Genomic DNA, 17,108 nt, shown 5'->3' with positions numbered 1-17,108 from the left:
GATGCACAACTTTCCTATCAGGATGTGCCTAGGCCGAAGATAGAACTGATGCGGCAAGCCTTACTTGAACCAACCAAGTCCGTACGACAGAAGTCCAAGGACTACGAAGAGCTACTCTGGGACTTTGCGCCGTATCTCGAACTGGATATCGATGCGATACACGCTTACGTGGCGAGCCGGACTTCAAAGCCGCTAGCGAGTGTAAGCCTCGCAGATGAGCAAGTTATCAGGCGCCTACTCGGATCCGCTCGGATAGAGAAGGGCAACGAACAGGCGGCGGCGCTGCTTGGCGTACGTGCATCGCCAGATCTCGTTGGCGCCACATTGATCGACGTAATTTCAGATGGAAGCCGACGAGCTTGCGTTGAGTCGCTACTGGGCGCGATTGATCTCGGAGTATCCTCTACCGGCGTCGCATTGGCCGTTGGAGATAAAGTATCTTGCCGCATGAAGATATGGATACGTGACGGAGATGGTCGCGCCAGCGTTGCATTCTCGATGCCTTCGCCCGACAGGACAAGTTCTGTGGGACTGTTCGCCGATGCGAGATACAAAACGCTATTTCATAATCTGCCGGTATCTCTCACATTAATTGACGGGTCGGCAATCGTCGGCATGTTTAGGCGGCTGAAGCGAGATGGAGTCGTCGATCTTGCGTCATACCTCGACTCCCACCCCGATGTACTTGAGCAAGCACTTGACCTGATCAGGGTTGCCGACGTCAATCAGCACGCTGTCACGCAGTTCGGCGCCAATGATCCCAAAGAAATGCTCCAGCCTGTCCGTCTATTCTGGAGCGACGCGCCTGACACGTTTCGACGCGCGCTAATCACCAGATACGATGGCGGGAGCCAGCTCATCGAAGAAACTCGCATGAGAACCCTGGACGGAAGGACGATCGATGTTCTTCTGCTCCTCGGGTTTCCTCCGGCGCTAGATTCGTCCGGACTAAGTCTAAACGCCACGCTTGATATCGGGGATAGACTCCGTGCGGAAAGGCAGGTGCAAAAGATGCAATCGGACCTTGCGCACGCGGTGCGTATATCGGTTCTCGGAGAGCTGGCGGCCACGATCGCGCATGAAATAACGCAACCGCTGACCGCAATAGGTACCAATGCTGAAGTTGCGTTGCGATGGCTCTCGAAGGACAAACCAAATATTGAACAAGCGAAGGTTCGCGCGACCCGCATTCTCCAGGATACCCGCCGATCAAGCGAGATAATCAGCCGTATCCGCCGCATGGCAACGAAAGCAGGGCCAGAGCGGGTCAAACTCGATCTGAACGGGTTGCTGCGCGACTCGCTGCTGTTCGTTCGACATGACCTGGAAAGAAAGTGCATCGCAGTAACGACGTCGCTTTCCCCTACATTGCCACACGTTTTCGGCGATCCGATCCAGCTTCAACAGGTCATCATAAATCTGCTAATCAACGGCATCCAGGCGCTTTCAGTGAAGCATGCCTCGCGTCGAGAGATTCACGTTGAGAGCAGACTGGATTCACATGGAAATCCGAGTATAACCATCCGCGACAACGGACTTGGCATCGAACCGAACGCCGTCGATCGACTTTTTGAGGGATTCTTCTCGACCAAAGCCAATGGAATGGGACTAGGGCTTGCAATAAGTAGATCGATTATCTTGGACCATGGCGGCACGATTTTCGCCGGGAATCACGAAGGCGGCGGGGCGCAGTTTGTCTTTTCGATACCGACGCTGCCGAAGCAGGATAGATGCAGCTCGTAGAACTGGTAGGACTGTCGTGGCTGGTGCCTGGGACGCGGCTCCGCGCCGCGAAGGATTGCTAGGTCCGCCGTGTCGAAGTAGATGTTTCGGGCTCCGCTGAGCTTGTGCAGGGGCGATTGCCTCGTCCGTGCCGGTCACGATGATCGGAAATGGCGCGCGGCGGTATCGTATGGGTGGTCTGGTCGCGCGCTGGTTTCAGCGGATAGACTCAGCTAGACCTCGGGTTGGGGCCGGTCGTGATGCCCATAGTGGGTGAAGTCGCCGACACGGAGTCGGGGCGGGTAACCATCGGCACTGGAAGCGTGAAGCAGAAATGTGCTCCGCCATTCGGACGGTTCGTGCCCGCGATGCGGCCGCCATGCGCAGTGATGATCGACTGGCAGATGGCAAGGCCGATGCCGATGCCAGCATCCTTGGTGCTGAAGAAGCTGTCGAAGACATGGGCCAGATCCGCGGTGGGAACGCCCGGCCCATTGTCGAGAACGGAAAAGACGACCGAGCCTTCATCATCGATCGACGTGCAGGCATCGATCCGGCGCGTCGGCTGATCCGACCGTACGATCGCTTGAACGCTGTTGACCAGCAGGTTGATGATCACCTGCTGCAACTGAATCCGATCACCCATGACCCTGGGAAGTCCAGCGCCAAAAGTCGCCGACAGGACAATCGACTTTGAATCGATGTCATGGCGAATGAACAGGAGCGCCTCTTCGGCCACCTCGTTCAGGTCGATGAGGCGAATCTGCGGTTCGTGTTTCGCTGCCATGTCCCGAATGCGACGAATGATGTCGCTGGCCCGACGCGCGTTCGATACGATTCGCGAGGTGAGCTGCGTTACCTTTTCTGTGTTTTGATCGGCGCGCGCCAGCCACCTCAGGCTGGTTTCGCCGTTGGTCACAATGGCCGCGAGTGGCTGGTTGATTTCATGAGCGATCGATGTCGTAAGTTCTCCGAGCGTTGCGATGCGCGCTGCGTGCGAGAAGTCGGCTTGCAGTTTCCGCAGCTGCTGTTCAGCATTCAAGCGCTCGCCGATGTCCTGGATGGTGATGAGGGTGTTATCCAGCTTCTCGGGGGAGGCCGGATATGTCACGGTGAACAGGACGTCGGTGATCGAGCCATCGAAGGCTCGGATCCTCGTTTCCTCAATCAGGTTTCGGCAGCCTTCGAAATGCGCGACCATGACTCGTTCAGCAAGCCCGGGAGCGACAGCAAAGATATACCGAACCGGCTTGATGAGGTCGGCAGGATTGTTGGCGTGGAACAGCGATACAGCCTCCCGATTGACGTCGGTGACGCGAACGACGTCCTTGGCGTGTTCGACAAGGCCCGGATTGCGCTCGAGGTAGCCCGCGATATCGCGCACACCGTCCGCCTTCAGTCGGTCGAATGCCTCGCCCACACGACGGGAGTCGACTTGCCAAAGCGCGGTCGGCAGATACTGGATGAGCCTGCGGTATCTATCCTCGCTCGCCTGCAACTCCCAGCACGTCCGGTCGTCATTCGTCACGCCATTGATCGTCACGAACACGGTGCCGGGAGACTTCGGCTCTGCCGAATGCCAAGCCTTGATGACGGGATTGCGCAGGCTTCCGCTCAAGACCATTTTGCGCGTCTCGAGACGCGTGCGATCGCTGGCGACGCTTTCGAGCAGCGCGGCCAGCACCGAGCGGCCCTCGACCGGCCAGAATGCGCCGACGGGCCGGCCGATCATCTGTTCATAGCCGGCATAGGCGCCGAACATACGGACCGCGCGATCATTGACGGCCAGGATGCGGGTTTCGGTCAGTATCCTGTCGACCCAATCCGGGTGCTGGTCGAGATCGATGGTGACGCCGCTGCCTCGATGTGCCGCGATCGCATCAAGCAAGGGGCGCGCGGGCGACGCATCGAGCTCCCAGGATGCGGCAAGGGAGGATTGCAACTCGGCGTCCACGCGCAGGTACGCCGCTTGGGAGAGAGACCCTGCGTCCCGACCGAACTCGACAATATAGAGGAGGTTGCCGGCCGTATCGCGCCTGATGATTTGCCTCACGTCAGCCACGACGTTTGCTCCGGTCAGCCCGCGCCGGTGCACCATTCCCTCCCATCGGCCTTCGCGCAGCAGTGCGCTGAAATGGTCGGTACCATCGTGGGCGAGCGAGCCGATCGCCTGGACATGTTGCCCCACTATCGCCATCGCGGGCCATCCATAAAGCACTTCGGAGGCGGCATTCCAGTATCTTATGACGCCGTGCAGGTCGGTGACGATGACGCTTTCGGATGCAAGATCGGCCAGCTCCATGGCATGAGGAGAAGCGAAAGGGGGCCCCTGGAAAAGGTTACTCATCTGACGACGTTTCCAATCGATCGTCGTCGCGCGAACCGTCTGCGCCGTTCGGCGCGGACTCTAGAAGGCAAAGGAGATCGCCTGCCGTGAAGACTTCCGTTTGATCGCATGTCCTGCACGTGGGTCCCAACACCAGGAGAAGATCTGAAAGCGCCTCCGGCATAGCCTAGTCGTCATCTGCGACCGCAACTATGGGTGGCTTGGACGGGCGGATCGCTTCGCAGGCATGGCTCGACGAGCATCCGCCCATTGCCGGCCGGGTTGTATCTATCCTTTGGTGTAGTCCGCTAACTTTCCTCGAAGTTCCGCCGGCAGTGATTCCCATATCCGGATCAACTGGCCGACGGATCCCGCCTGTAGTTTCCGCGTCGCGTTGCCGCGATGCAGTTTGACGGTGATCTCGCTGATGCCAAGATCGAACGCAATCTGCTTGTTGAGGCGGCCCTTGACCACTTCCCGCAGCACCTCGCGTTCACGCGGCGTCAAGGTCGCGTAGCGGTCGATATGTTCTCTGACGCGATGAGCCGTCGTCCGTTGTGTGATATCTTTCTCGATCGCGGCCGTGACGGCATCAAGCAGCGCCTGGTCCCTGACGGGCTTGGTCAGGAAGTCAACAGCTCCGGCCTTCATCGCCTGCACAGTCATTGCTATGTCGCCGTGACCGGTAAGGAAGACGATCGGTCGTGTGTTGCCGTTCATGACGAGATGCTGCTGCAGATCCAGACCGCTTGCGCCAGGCATTCGGACGTCGAGGATCAGACAGCCCGGCCGCTGCGGCAGATCGGCGCGTAACAGTTCCTGCGTCGATCCAAAGCAGCAAGCATCGAGTCCAACCGACAGGAGCAGTTCGCGAAGCGCGAAGCGGACCTCTTCGTCATCATCCACGATCAGGACGAGTGGACGGTCAGTGGTATCGGCGTCCAGGTTCATGGGATAGCAAGGTAGGTAGGGTAACGCATGGGAACCGGCGGTTATCTCGAGCATGGCGTGGCCCTCTTGATCGCTTCCTGCTCAGCGGTTTCTCTCCGTTCTTTTACAAGGAGGTTGCTCCTCTTGCTCCCGGAGCAGTCACTGCCATCCGGGTTTTGCGGACTTTAATGGCACCTCCGTTTCGTCGTCTTTCCTAAAGCATGCATGCTTTGCCCAATCCCGCTCCACGCGCACGCATGCGATCAAAAGACGCATTTCACGAGACGTGGAACAGCGGCCGGCCTTCTCACAAATGCTCGGTGGACCCCGAAAATGAGTCGCCTGAGAGGCCAAACACATGGCTCTCGCATCAATGCCAAACGAACCAAACAGCATTGAAATCGCATTCGAGGATCACTTCACGCTGTCCGCTCCGGTTACCATCAAGGAAACTGCCGATGTGCGGGGGGAGGCGAATCAAAGTCATTTCACGCGGATGTTTCGGCCGTGGTCGGTATCAACCGGGAGCGTGGAGCCGCGAAGCGCGCGGCGCCCCGGGAGGCGAGATTGACCGTGCAAATGGCCCGCGGCTTAGTGCTGCATTCTGCCGACCGGCCAATTCACCCTAGACCAGGAGACTAGAAACACGACCCGCTCGTAGGATAGCCCGAACCGCTTCGTGCGACACATCCTCATCGCCATCTCGTCAGAAAACGGAGAGGGTAATGTCCATCACTGAGGAACGGCAATATGCGCAGAGGCCAACTTCATCGTCACGTCGACTTCGGCGAAACGCTCCTTTATCTCGCCGCGCGCCAACCCGCTTCGTCGCATCCTCAATCAGTTGCATCGACCCCAGTCTTCAGTCCTCGGAAAGGCCGTTTGACGCCATAGGTCATGACGGGCTGGCCTTCGCCGTTTACAAGGCAACGAGCTCAGAGCCCACACGTGCACCGAAACGCGCATCCCGCAATCTCAGGATGGGGCACGGGCTCGTCGAGGAAGACGTTTCCGACGAGAAGTTGCTACAGAGTGTTGCGGAGGGCGACAAGGCGGCCATGCACATCATCTTCGCTCGCCACCGCAAAAGGGTGTTCCGATTCATCCAGCGCTTGGTCCGCAATCCGGCGATTGTAGACGATCTCGTCAATCAAGTGTTCCTCGATGTTTGGCGCTCCGCAAACAGGTTCGAAAGTCGGTCGCGCGTTTCCACATGGCTGCTATCGATCGCTCGATTCAAGGCCCTCAATTCGCGACGAGAGCGATTGCATGAGGGCATCGACCAGGAAGACGCGCTCGGAATCGTCGACGAAGGGGATACACCCGATGCAGCACTGGATCGCAAAGAAACGAAGGACATTCTGCGCGCGTGCATCAATAAGCTGTCCCCGGCTCATCGGGAGATCATCGACCTGTTCTACTATCGTGAAAGTTCCGTCGCGGAGGTCAGCGAGATAATCGGGATTCCACAGGCGACCGTGAAGAGCAGAATCTTTTACGCGCGCAAGCAGCTTGCAAGGATCCTCGTGGGCGCAGGTCTTGACGCCGCGGCGACACCTTGAAATCGCAGCGGAAAACCATTCGTGCCATGGTTCCGCTGGATGGCCCCTCGCTTATCCACGTCGTCAATGGCGCGACCGGCGCGGCAATAGTACTGATCCGCCGGTCTAGTTCCGCGATGTTACTCCTAGAGCACGATCACGAGAAGTGCGAAGCGGTTTCCTGAAAAGATCATTTGATGGAAACCAGGTTAAGCTAATCCCACCGTGCGCTCGAACTCAACCGGGCTGAGATAGCCGATGGTCGAGTGCCTGCGGATCGTGTTGTAAAATCGTTCGATGTAGTCGAGCACATCGGCTCGTGCCTCGTCCCTGGTCCTGTAGGTTTTGCTTTCCGTCCGTTCGGTCTTGAGCGAGGAGAAGAAGCTCTCCATCGCCGCATTGTCCCAGACATTGCCGGACCGGCTCACGCGGCAGACGATGCCGTGATCGGCCATCAAGCGCTGGAACTGCTCGCTGCTGTACTGGCTGTCCTGGTCGGAATGATGCAACAGCGCGTCCGGCTTGCCACGTCGCCAGACGGCCATCAACAGTGCATCCGTCACGAGTTGTCAAGGAAAGCACCGGGCTTTCGCCACATGCCTGGCTGCGCCAGCACCAGCTCGAGCAGGCCATGAACATGCTGCGCGACACCGATGACTCAATCGTGTCGATTGCAGCCGCGCTTGGTTACGCCTCGCAAACCGCCTTCGCCGCAGCGTTCAGGAAACTGACCGAGGTAACGCCGAGCGAACGGCGGCGGCGCATGCGTTAGCAGCAATCGCTCTACAGGTACGGCAATCGCTCTGGCGCAGCCGCAGCTCCGATCCGCTAGATCATCATGGTGCTCACATCCAACCGGACGGAGAAATAGGATGATCTGGAAAAGCATCGTCAGCCCCCGAGAGATCGCACCGGCTTCTGTGCACCGGTCCGCAATGTCTGGTCTTGCCCGGAAGACGGCTGAGACAGTCTCCGACTTCGCCAACGTCGTTCACAACCTGGTTCTGGACGTACGCGATAGCTTCCAGCCCGAGCTGCATTACATGCATGGCCCCGGCCCGAAATGGCGCGCCAAGCATCAATAGCGCATCTAACGACAACGGAGGATCAAAGCATGAAGATCGTCGTGATCGGCGGCACCGGCCTGATTGGCTCGAAGACCGTCGCCATTCTGCGCCAAGGCGGCCACGAGGTCGTGGCCGCGTCGCCCCAAAGCGGGATCAACACCATCACCGGCGAAGGGCTCAAGGAGGCCATGGCGGGCACGCAGGTGGTGATCGACCTCGCCAATTCGCCCTCATTTGAAGACAAGGCGGTGCTGGAATTCTTCGAGACCTCCGGCCGCAACCTCCTCGCGGCGGAGGCCGCAGCAAACGTCCGGCACCATGTCGCTCTATCAATCGTCGCGACCGACCGGACGGATAATGGCTATTTCCGCGCCAAGGTCGCCCAAGAGAAACTGATCAAGACCTCCGGCATCCCATACACCATCGTCCGCTCGACCCAGTTCCTGGAATTCCTCGGTGGCATCGCCGATTCAAGTTCAGATGGAAAAACGGTCAGGCTCCCGCCCATCCTGTTCCAGCCCATCGCGGCGGACGACGCTGCTACCATCGTTGCCGATGTGGCACTCGCGGCGCCACGAAGCGGCATCGTGGAGATCGCTGGCCCGGAACGAGCCCCATTCGACGAATTCATCGCCCGCTATCTGAAAGCGGTTGGCGACCCGCGCGAGGTCGTGAGCGATTCAGAGGCCCGATACTGGGGCGGCCGGGTTGGCGAGCACTCGCTCGTGCCGTTGGGCGAGGCGCGCCTCGGCCGCATCGGTTTCGACGAATGGTTCCGCCGCTCAAGGGCAGCCTGATTCCGCATCGAAGGTACGCCCGGTCCGTCACGAGCGGGTCCTGGGCAACGAACGAAGGAGGCGACTATGACGATCAAACTCGTTGCGTTGGCGTTTCTGGGCCTCATGACCGGCACGGCGGTAGCTCAGCAGCCTAAGGTCACGCCACTCATGTCCAAGGATCTTCCGGTGAGTCCCGGCAAGGAAGCTCTGATGATCACAGTCGAGCATGCGCCAGGCGGGTCGAACGCTATCCACCGGCACAATGCACAAGCGTTTGTTTACGTGCTGGAGGGCTCCGTCGTGATGCAGCTGAAGGATGGGCAACCGGTGACACTGACACCAGGACAGACCTTCTATGAAGGCCCTGATGATGTTCATGTCGTCGACCGGAACGCAAGCGACACCCGGCCGGCGAAATTCCTGGTGCTCTTGATCAAGGACAAGGGCGCACCGGCGCTCATGCCCGCACAGTGACTGTTGCAACCCGAGTATATGAAACCGACGGCGGGAAAGGCCTTGCCGTTGCGATCAAGCGAGATCGGATGCAACGCGAGAAGGAAGGCCAGTCGCTCGCGCTTCTGGCGCCTTCCGGCAGCAATCTCCTCAACGGGGCCTTTCATCCGGCGCCCGACCGCGACATCGCCGTGAGGCCATGTCCGCGGTGATCGTCAAAACTGGTTCAATCACTCGAAGAGGGATTTCGTCATGTTCAGGGCAACGAACGAAGAGCTCTTCCTTGGTTTGGTTGGCCGCCGTCGCCAACCCCGCACTCAAAGTTCTCTTCGATGACGATTGGCGCCTGCCATGAGTATGAAGCCACTCTTAGGTTTACTCGGCGTGCTGATCGCTGCAATGAGCAGTGAGTTCAACGACACGGTTACCTCAACCGCGCTCGTCGATATTCGAGGCTCTCTTGGTATCGACTATGATTCTGGCACTTGGATCGAAAGCCTCTACAGCACGGGACTTGCCATTGGGATGGCTTTCGCTCCCTGGTGCGCGGTGACGTTCACGCTTCGCAGATTCACCCTCTGCGTCGTCGCTATCGTCGGAGCATCGACCCTCCTCATCCCATTGGCGCTCAACCTGCCAGCGATCCTGATCCTGCGGGTGATCCAAGGTTTCGCCGGCGGACTCACGATCCCGCTTCTCATGACAACGGCGCTGATGGTCCTGCCGCCACCGATCCGTCTCTACGGCTTGGCCGTGTACGGGCTGACAGCGACGTTCACATCGCCTTTCAGTGCCTCGCTCGCCGCGCTCTGGACCGATGTCGTCGGCGACTGGCGCTTCGTCTTCCTGGCAGCACTCCCTTTGAGCGCTCTAGCGTCGGTGTTGGTCTGGTACGGCATGGAGGTCGGCGAACCCGAATACGACCGGCTTCAGGTCTTCGATTGGCGCGGCGCGCTGCTGATGATACTGGGCTTTGGAGCCCTCACCACTATGTTGATGCAGGGCGATCGGCTGGACTGGTTCGAATCTCCGCTCATCTGTGTCCTCGCGCTAATCAGTAGCATTGCCATCCCGTTGCTCCTCATCAACGAGTGGTTCCATCCAATGCCGCTGCTTAAGCTGCAGATGCTGCTACGGCGCAATTTCGCATATGCAACGCTTGCCCTCTTTGCCTTCATAGTGGTCAGCGCCTCTTCGACACTGATCCCGACGACGTTTCTGACAAGTGTGCAAGCCTACAGACCGGTCCAGGCTCATCTGATCACGCTGATCGTCGCGCTCGGTCAGTTTGTGATGCTACCGGCGATGGCGCTCCTACTCGACCATCGGCACGTGGATGCGCGGGCAGTTACCCTTCTCGGCCTTGCGCTGATGTTGATCGCCTGCCTTGGCTCCTCATCCGTCGACGTCACCTGGCATCGCGATCAGTTCTATGTCTGGCAGGTTCTCCAGATGGTTGGCCAGCCGATGATCGTCATGCCTCTGCTGATGATGGCGACGAATACGGTGCGCTCCCACGCCGAGGGACCGCTCGCCTCGGCATTGATCAACACGACCCGCGCCCTGGCCGAGCCGGTGGGGATCTGGCTTATCGAGCTCATCGAGCATTGGCGTGGCGCCCTGCATTCCGAGCGGCTTGTCGATCAGATTGGACTCAATCGTTTTCGGACCATCCAAGCCCACGGGCTGCTACCGCAAGATCCTGCACCGCTCCTGCCGAACGGAACCCCACGCGCAGCGGGAAGCCTCGAACGGTTCGCCGAGGCGGTGACGCAGCAGGTGCACGTGCTCACGACAGCCGACGCCTATCTCGTCATGGCTGCCCTCATCGTCGCCTTTATGGCGCTGGTGGTGATCCTCCCCGAGCGCACTTATCCGCCACGCGTTCTGTTTCCTAAGAAATAAGGAGGCTATGATGTCGGTCCACCCTTCCGACACTTCGTTTCGCATCCGACCTGATGAGTCCACGCCGGCGGGTGCTCCGATCCAGCCCAACAAGGTAGAAGAGCCTCCCGCGAAGAAATGGCGGACCCGCTGGCCATGGCTTCTGGCAGGTGGCATCATCGCAGCAACCGCTGCCACTTTGCTTTGGCGCATCTACATGCCGACGCCTGATGTCTGGACAAATAATGCCTATGTGCGTGTACATTATGCGACAATCGCATCACGCGTCGCTGGTCAGATCACCTCGGTAGCCGTCGATAACAATCAAATGGTCAAGGCCGGAGATCTCCTAGTTCAACTTGACGATCGCGATTTTCTTGCCGCCCTGGATACAGCTCGGGCCACGCTGGCGCGTGACCGCGCCGCGGCTGCGAATGCCGCCGCCAATGTCAGCCGTCAAACGGCCTTGATCGCCCAGGCCAAAGCGCAGCTTGCAATGGCACGAGCGCAGCTCAGCTTCGCAGAGAAGGATGCCAGCCGCTATCAACAGCTCGCCTCCACAGGCGCTGGCACTGTGAAGATGCAACAGCAGGCTGACACTTCCCTATTGACAGGCCAAGCGTTGGCCGACGGTGCCAAAGCCGCGCTGGAGGCTGCGTTTACGCAGCTCACAATCGCCAACGCGGAAGAAGAAGCGGCCATGGCCACGGTTAAGGCCGACGAAGCCCAGTTGACGCAGGCGCAACTCAACCTTTCTTACACTCAGATTCGCGCACCGGTGGACGGTATGGTCGGGCAGCGCGCCGTACAGGTAGGAAACTACGTCAGCCCGGGCGCCGGGTTGATGGCGGTCGTACCCCTGTCCGATGTCTATGTCGAGGCGAACTACCGCGAAGTCCAGCTGAAACACGTCCAGCCGGGGCAACACGCCCGCATCCACGTCGATGCCTATGACATCGATCTCGATGGCACGGTGGTCGGCGTGCCCGCAGCCACCGGGGCGACTTTCGCCACGATTCAGCCCGACAATGCCACGGGTAATTTCACGAAGATCGTCCAACGCTTGCCGGTCCAGATCATGCTGTCTCCGAATCAACCACTCGCGCGGCTCCTCCGCGTCGGCCTCTCGGTTGAGACGACGATCGAGACAGGCTTGGAAGACGTTGTCGGCGCTCATCGTACGTTCGATGCGGCCTTGACTGACCTATCCAGGAAGGAATTCTGGGATCGCAGAAGCCCTGACAATACTTCTATCTCACCTCACGCTGCGTCGTCTGGGATCTTGCCTGTTTTTCGGCGTGGGGTCAGAACGCGGATCGGCGCCCTAAGTGATTGATTGACATCGCAGGTGTAGGGTCAATGTTGGGCGCCGATTCACAACTTCTGCGCGTCTCACACATCGTTCCGTGGTCCGACTGCACAGACGAGCAGCGCCTCAACGTCCACAGCGGTCTTTTACTTTCTGCACTTTGGGACGCCGCATTCGATCGCGGCCTCGTCAGCTTCACGGACGATGGGATTCCACTTGCGAGCCCAAAGTTGACAGAGATGGCTCGAACTGCGCTCCAAATGAAAGCGGTAACACCAATATGAGGTCTTCGAGACCAGCACAGAGCAAACCTCATATTCCACCGCGCTCGATATGGATTTGGCTAGGCAGACCCGTGAGAGCTACCTGACTCGGGTGGCAAATCCGGCCCGTCGTCCGACGGCCTGGATTGCCCGGCTACGCGGAGTGTCGCGCGGACCGGGCCAACGTCTGGGCCGGTTTGAGATGACGGAAAACCGGAGTGTGCCTAGCTTAACAACTCGCGCTCGGACGGAGTGATACGATTTACCTCAGCCATGACGCGGGCCAATGAGGCCGTGCATCTTTCCGCCGGATGACGGCCTCGCACGCTTGGCCAAATAGCCTGAACCGCGGGCCGATGTGAACGCCGTCTGATGGACTTGTAAGCTGGCCCCCGAAAGGAAAAATCATTTCGATCTCATCGGCGTGCGTTCGCTTTGAGGTCAACACCTGATTTCCGAAGGGCCCTCCTTGATCTCTCGCACCGCGCGTGTGGACCGGCGATGCTCGTGACACACGATCCAACTCGGACAGAGCCATCCGGGTGCCTCCCACAAATAGATCAGTATGGCTGACCAGTCGACACGTCTAAGAAAGCGGCGCGGCATGTTATCCTGGTGTTGAGTGCGAAGGGGCGACCGGATAATTTCTTCTCATTAGCATTTGAACCCATTTTTCGAACCCCATTTAAGGCGCCCCGGTCATCAAAGAAACTCCGGTCATCGACGAGGGAGGGTCAACATGGCCAAGAGCACGATCTCGCAGAGCATGCCGACGATAGCGCTGCGCGATCAGGGCGTGCCCGACACGCCGCTTGCGGAAAAACCGCTCGTCCCGAAACCGCGCGCAGCGAGCAAGGGCCGGAACCTGCGCGCGGGGCTCCCTTTCGATCGCGTCGTGCTGCTGCTGCAGGGGGGCGGCGCGCTCGGCGCCTACCAGGCAGGCGTTTATCAGGCCTTGGCCGAGACCGGACTTCATCCCGACTGGGTCGTCGGCATTTCGATCGGCGCCATCAACGCAGCCATCATCGCCGGCAATGCGCCCGAGAGGCGCGTCGACAGGCTGCGCGAATTCTGGGAGGAAATCACCGCCCCTGCCATGGGCTTCGACGCCGGCGTCGTAGGCCTCTTTGAACGAGGCGAGGCTGCGCGCGCGCTCGCCAATCAGGTGAGCGCGGTCACGGTTGCATGCGCCGGAACGCCGGGCTTCTTCAGGCCGCGACTCCCCAATCCGTGGTTTCATCCGCCCGGTACGATCGAGGCGACGAGCTACTATGACACGCGGCCGCTGAAAGCCACGCTCGCGCGCTACGTCGACTTCGACCGCGTAAACTCCGACAATTGTGACACGCGTCTCAGCCTCGGCGCGGTGAATGTGCGCAGCGGCAACCTGGTCTATTTCGACCCCGGGACGCAGGTGATCGGACCCGAGCATGTGATGGCCAGCGGCGCGCTGCCGCCCGGCTTCCCAGCCATCGAGATCGAGGGCGAGCACTATTGGGATGGCGGCCTCGTCTCGAACACGCCGCTCCAGTGGCTTGTGACAAACACGCGCGTGACGGGCCAGCGGATGCCTGACGCGCTCGTGTTTCAGGTCGATCTCTGGAGCGCACGCGGCGAGTTCCCGCGCAACCTCGCGGAAGTCGCGACCCGTCAGAAGGAGATCCAATACTCGAGCCGCACGCGCGCCTTCACGAATTTCCTCAAGCTACTGCACAGGGTGGAATATTCCGTCGCCACGCTCCTGGACCAGCTGCCGGACGAGTTCAAGCGAAGCGAGGAAGCCAAGTTCCTGGCCTCGCGCGCGCGACGCCGCGCTTACAACCTCGTGCACCTCATCTATCGACCGAGAGGCTACGAAGGCGACTCGAAGGACTATGAGTTCTCCCGCATGTCTATGGCGGAGCATTGGCGTTCCGGCTACCACGACGCCATGCGCACGCTGCGCCATCCGGAGGTGCTCGAGCGCGCCGGCAATGGCGACGAGTTGACCATCTTCGACTTTACCGGTGATCGCGATTAAGCCGCGGGCCGTGAGACGCGGCGACGCTTCGACACACCAATATCAGGAGCTTCAGCGATGAGAGAATGCGACGTCCACGAGCGAGCGTTTGCGATGCCGTTGACGATGATGACGAGTGCCGCGAGCGTCATTGGCAAGGAAATCGCCCGTACCTTCGTGGTGAGGGCGCCAAGATCGCAATCGCCGATCTGCTCGGTCCATTCCAAGGGAGGCTCGCTGCTCAAAGGCCTTCACGTCACGGCGTAGCACGGGCTCGTCGGCCTCTCGCTGGTTGTAAGCCGCGGCTGGTTCATGCCGTAACGCCATGACCGTTCTGCGCCAGCTGAACCGATAACAAATGTCCAGCACGTCGCTGGACCGAACTCGGGAGACATCACATGAAGATCGTCGTCATCGGCGGCACCGGCCTGATCGGCTCGAAGACCGTCGCCATTCTGCGCCAAGGCGGCCATGAGGTCGTCGCCGCTTCGCCTAATACCGGCGTCAACACCATCACCGGCGAAGGGCTCAAAGAGGCCCTGGCCGGCGCGCAAGTGGTGATCGACCTCGCCAACGCGCCCTCATGGGAAGACAAGGCGGTGCTGGAATTTTTTGAGACTTCCGGGCGCAACCTTCTTGCGGCGGAGGCCGCAGCCGGCGTCCGGCACCATGTCGCGCTATCCATCGTCGGAACCGACCGGAGCGACAATGGCTATTTCCGCGCCAAGGTCGCCCAGGAGAAACTGATCGCGGCCTCCGACATCCCCTACACCATCATCCGCTCGACCCAGTTCATGGAATTCCTCGGCGGCATCGCCGCTTCAAGTGCGGATGGAAATGTGGTCAGGCTTTCGCCCGGCCTGTTCCAGCCCATCGCGTCGGACGACGTTGCTGCCAACGTCGCCGAGGTGGCGCTCGCGGCGCCGCGAAACGGCATCGTTGAGATTGCCGGCCCGGAACGAGCACCGTTCAACGAAATCGTTGCCCGCTATCTGAAGGCGCTCGGCGATCCGCGTGAGGTCGTGAGAGATCCCGAGGCCCGATACTTCGGCGGCCGGGTCGAGGAGAAATCGCTGGTGCCGTTGGGCGAAGCGCGCCTCGGCCGCATCGGTTTGGACGAATGGCTCCGCCGCTCACAGGCAAAAGCCTGATCCCGCATCCGCCAACCGAAGGTCCTAAAGCGGGCGGACCCGTGGGCGCGCATGAGAGAGGGAGAGAATGACGGCACAAGGACCGCAGGCGGGGCTGACCCATAGCCGGTCCCTGATCGTCGACCCGAGCGTCATCGTGCCCGCGCTGACGCTCGCTCACCGACATGCCGCCGATGCTGGTGACGGCGTGATGGTGGGTTTCGTCGAGGCCATCGATGCCCTGAAGCCTTTTCTCGGGAGGGGCAGAAGACCGTGGGCACCCATCTCGATCTCAGCCATGTGGCGGCGACGCCCGTGGGCATGCGGGTGACCGCCCCGGTGAAGCTCGTCGCCGTGGACGACCGCAAGCTGCGCTTCAAGGTGGAATGCCGGGACGAGAAGGAGATTATCGGCACGGGCTTCCACTAGCGCGCCGTCATAGATCCGGCCAGGTCCCTGGCGGGCTGGAGAAGAAGGCGACAGGATCAGCGGCGGCAGCGCCGCCGGATCGAGGCAGAGGAAACAGGAGGGTCGGATGGATTTTCGCGATCGTCACGTGGTGGTAACCGGCGGCACCGGCGCCCTGGGGCGCGCGGTGGTGGGCGCATTGCTGGCGGCGGGCGCCCATTGCCATGTGCCCTATCGGCAGGAGCGGGAGAAGGGAGGCCTTCCCAGCGGGGCGCTGAGCCTGATCCCCGTGCCGAGCCTGGCGGATGAGGCGGCGGTGGCGAAGCTCTATGGCGGGCTCCCGGCGCTCTGGGCCTCGATCCATATCGCCGGCGGCTTCGCCTTCGCCCCGCTGACCGATACCAGCGGGGAGCTGCTGCGTCGGCTGATCGACGACAATCTCGTGAGCTGCTTCCTCTGCTGCCGCGAAGCGGTGGCGGCGATGCGCCGGGGGAAGGCCGGCGGGCGTATCGTCAACGTGGCGGCGCGCCAGGCCCTGGAGCCGCGCACCGGGGCGAATATAAGCGCCTCTACCGCCGCCAAGGCCGGCGTCGCCGCGCTCTCCGCAGCGCTGGGCGAGGAGCTGGCGGGAGAGGGAATCCTGGTGAACGCCGTGGCGCCCTCGATCATGGATACCCCCACCAACCGGCGCGACATGCCCAAGGCCAATTTCGATGCCTGGCCCAAGGTGGATGAGGTGGCGGCGACGATCCTCTTCCTCGCCTCGCCCGAGAACAAGGTGAGCCGGGGTGGCGTGGTCCCGGTCTTCGGGGCTTCCTCCCAATCGGCGGCGACGTAGTCGCCCCGGCCGAGCCACCTGAGCGCGACGACCACGTCTCGAAGGTTCACGCCCCTAGAATATCCCAAGCGAGGGAGGCGATGCGGATCATGCGTGAGGACTATGACAAGACGAGCCTCGCGTCCCATCAACCGGCAGTGAGGTCCGGCACCACCCGTCGCTTGCGTCGACCGCGGCGAGGAGGGCCCCATGACGTATCCGCTGTTCGCTGCTTGTCGCCTCCCTGCCGTTCGGAAGCGTCCTCGCGAATGCACCGAAGTCGAAGAGCGCCAAGGTGACCCTCGTCTACCAGAACAAGCTGTGCAGAATGAAGGCGCATGTCTGCTTGTGGCTCTTCGCTACATATTGCACCGACCACACGACCTCGGTCGTTAACGGGCCACAGCGGAAATCGGCAGGCCGCCGTCAATCGCTAACGACGACGCTCATGACCCACAGCGGTCGTTGCGAACCTGATGG

The 17,108-nt window shown here is 60.6% G+C and carries 14 protein-coding genes and 3 pseudogenes; 13 read left to right on the top strand and 4 right to left on the bottom strand.

Features of this window, described 5'->3' with window-relative positions:
* The first annotated feature begins 48 nt into the window (after positions 1 to 48).
* Positions 49 to 1,743, top strand: a complete 1,695-nt coding sequence (locus ACFFWD_RS34040; protein ID WP_376972972.1) for a sensor histidine kinase — start codon at positions 49 to 51, stop codon at positions 1,741 to 1,743.
* Between the two features lie 208 nt (positions 1,744 to 1,951).
* On the opposite strand, the gene ACFFWD_RS34035 is transcribed toward ACFFWD_RS34040, so the two are convergent.
* Both ACFFWD_RS34035 and ACFFWD_RS34030 read right to left on the bottom strand, forming a co-directional pair.
* The gene (locus tag ACFFWD_RS34035; protein WP_376972970.1) at positions 1,952 to 4,069 is read right to left on the bottom strand and encodes an ATP-binding protein; all 2,118 of its coding nucleotides are present in this window, start codon (positions 4,067 to 4,069) and stop codon (positions 1,952 to 1,954) included.
* Positions 4,070 to 4,336: 267 nt separating this feature from the next.
* Positions 4,337 to 4,999, bottom strand: coding sequence for a response regulator transcription factor (locus tag ACFFWD_RS34030; RefSeq protein ID WP_376973084.1), 663 nt, complete (start codon positions 4,997 to 4,999; stop codon positions 4,337 to 4,339).
* A gap of 959 nt (positions 5,000 to 5,958) precedes the next feature.
* Here ACFFWD_RS34030 and ACFFWD_RS34025 point away from each other — a divergent pair.
* Positions 5,959 to 6,540: a sigma-70 family RNA polymerase sigma factor gene (locus ACFFWD_RS34025; RefSeq protein WP_376973082.1), complete on the top strand. Its 582-nt coding sequence runs from the start codon at positions 5,959 to 5,961 to the stop codon at positions 6,538 to 6,540.
* A 188-nt stretch (positions 6,541 to 6,728) separates the two neighbouring features.
* On the opposite strand, the pseudogene ACFFWD_RS34020 reads toward ACFFWD_RS34025, so the two are convergent.
* Positions 6,729 to 7,088: pseudogene (locus ACFFWD_RS34020) on the bottom strand (IS3 family transposase); the annotation flags it as partial.
* Between ACFFWD_RS34020 and ACFFWD_RS34015 the strand changes: the two are divergent.
* The 8 genes and pseudogenes from ACFFWD_RS34015 to ACFFWD_RS33980 form a co-directional block, all read left to right on the top strand.
* A pseudogene (locus ACFFWD_RS34015) lies at positions 7,082 to 7,291 on the top strand (helix-turn-helix transcriptional regulator); the annotation flags it as partial. The pseudogenes ACFFWD_RS34020 and ACFFWD_RS34015 overlap by 7 nt on opposite strands.
* Positions 7,292 to 7,391: 100 nt before the next feature.
* Positions 7,392 to 7,604 carry a hypothetical protein gene (locus ACFFWD_RS34010; protein ID WP_376972968.1) on the top strand — a complete coding sequence of 71 codons (213 nt, stop codon included), beginning with the start codon at positions 7,392 to 7,394 and terminating at the stop codon, positions 7,602 to 7,604.
* A 29-nt stretch (positions 7,605 to 7,633) separates the two neighbouring features.
* Complete coding sequence (locus ACFFWD_RS34005; protein WP_376972966.1) at positions 7,634 to 8,383, top strand: SDR family oxidoreductase; 750 nt, start codon at positions 7,634 to 7,636, stop codon at positions 8,381 to 8,383.
* 66 nt (positions 8,384 to 8,449) lie between these two features.
* Positions 8,450 to 8,839, top strand: coding sequence for a cupin domain-containing protein (locus ACFFWD_RS34000; protein ID WP_376972964.1), 390 nt, complete (start codon positions 8,450 to 8,452; stop codon positions 8,837 to 8,839).
* A 330-nt stretch (positions 8,840 to 9,169) separates the two neighbouring features.
* Positions 9,170 to 10,723, top strand: coding sequence for an MFS transporter (locus ACFFWD_RS33995; RefSeq protein WP_376972962.1), 1,554 nt, complete (start codon positions 9,170 to 9,172; stop codon positions 10,721 to 10,723).
* A gap of 10 nt (positions 10,724 to 10,733) precedes the next feature.
* Entirely contained in the window at positions 10,734 to 12,038 is a 1,305-nt protein-coding gene (locus ACFFWD_RS33990; RefSeq protein WP_376972960.1) for an HlyD family secretion protein, read from the top strand.
* Positions 12,039 to 12,061: 23 nt separating this feature from the next.
* A complete protein-coding gene (locus tag ACFFWD_RS33985) occupies positions 12,062 to 12,295 on the top strand; it encodes an HNH endonuclease (RefSeq protein ID WP_376972958.1) in 234 nt (77 codons plus the stop codon).
* Positions 12,296 to 13,139: 844 nt separating this feature from the next.
* On the top strand, positions 13,140 to 14,294 hold the full coding sequence (locus tag ACFFWD_RS33980) for a DUF3734 domain-containing protein (protein ID WP_376973080.1): 1,155 nt from the start codon (positions 13,140 to 13,142) through the stop codon (positions 14,292 to 14,294).
* On the opposite strand, the gene ACFFWD_RS33975 is transcribed toward ACFFWD_RS33980, so the two are convergent.
* A complete protein-coding gene (locus ACFFWD_RS33975; protein ID WP_376972956.1) occupies positions 14,291 to 14,500 on the bottom strand; it encodes a hypothetical protein in 210 nt (69 codons plus the stop codon). The genes ACFFWD_RS33980 and ACFFWD_RS33975 overlap by 4 nt on opposite strands.
* 171 nt (positions 14,501 to 14,671) lie before the next feature.
* Here ACFFWD_RS33975 and ACFFWD_RS33970 point away from each other — a divergent pair, with 171 nt between their 5' ends.
* From ACFFWD_RS33970 to ACFFWD_RS33960, 3 genes and pseudogenes are all read left to right on the top strand, one after another.
* Positions 14,672 to 15,424, top strand: a complete 753-nt coding sequence (locus tag ACFFWD_RS33970; protein WP_376972954.1) for an SDR family oxidoreductase — start codon at positions 14,672 to 14,674, stop codon at positions 15,422 to 15,424.
* 234 nt (positions 15,425 to 15,658) lie between these two features.
* Positions 15,659 to 15,832, top strand: a pseudogene (locus tag ACFFWD_RS33965) (thioesterase family protein); the annotation flags it as partial.
* A gap of 106 nt (positions 15,833 to 15,938) precedes the next feature.
* A complete protein-coding gene (locus ACFFWD_RS33960) occupies positions 15,939 to 16,649 on the top strand; it encodes an SDR family NAD(P)-dependent oxidoreductase (protein WP_376972952.1) in 711 nt (236 codons plus the stop codon).
* The last annotated feature ends 459 nt before the right edge of the window (positions 16,650 to 17,108 follow it).

The sequence above is a fragment of the Bradyrhizobium erythrophlei genome (assembly GCF_042430365.1).
Taxonomy (GTDB): domain Bacteria; phylum Pseudomonadota; class Alphaproteobacteria; order Rhizobiales; family Xanthobacteraceae; genus Bradyrhizobium; species Bradyrhizobium erythrophlei.
The sequence above is the reverse complement of the archived record's forward strand: the minus strand, read 5'-3'. Positions and strand labels throughout refer to the sequence as shown.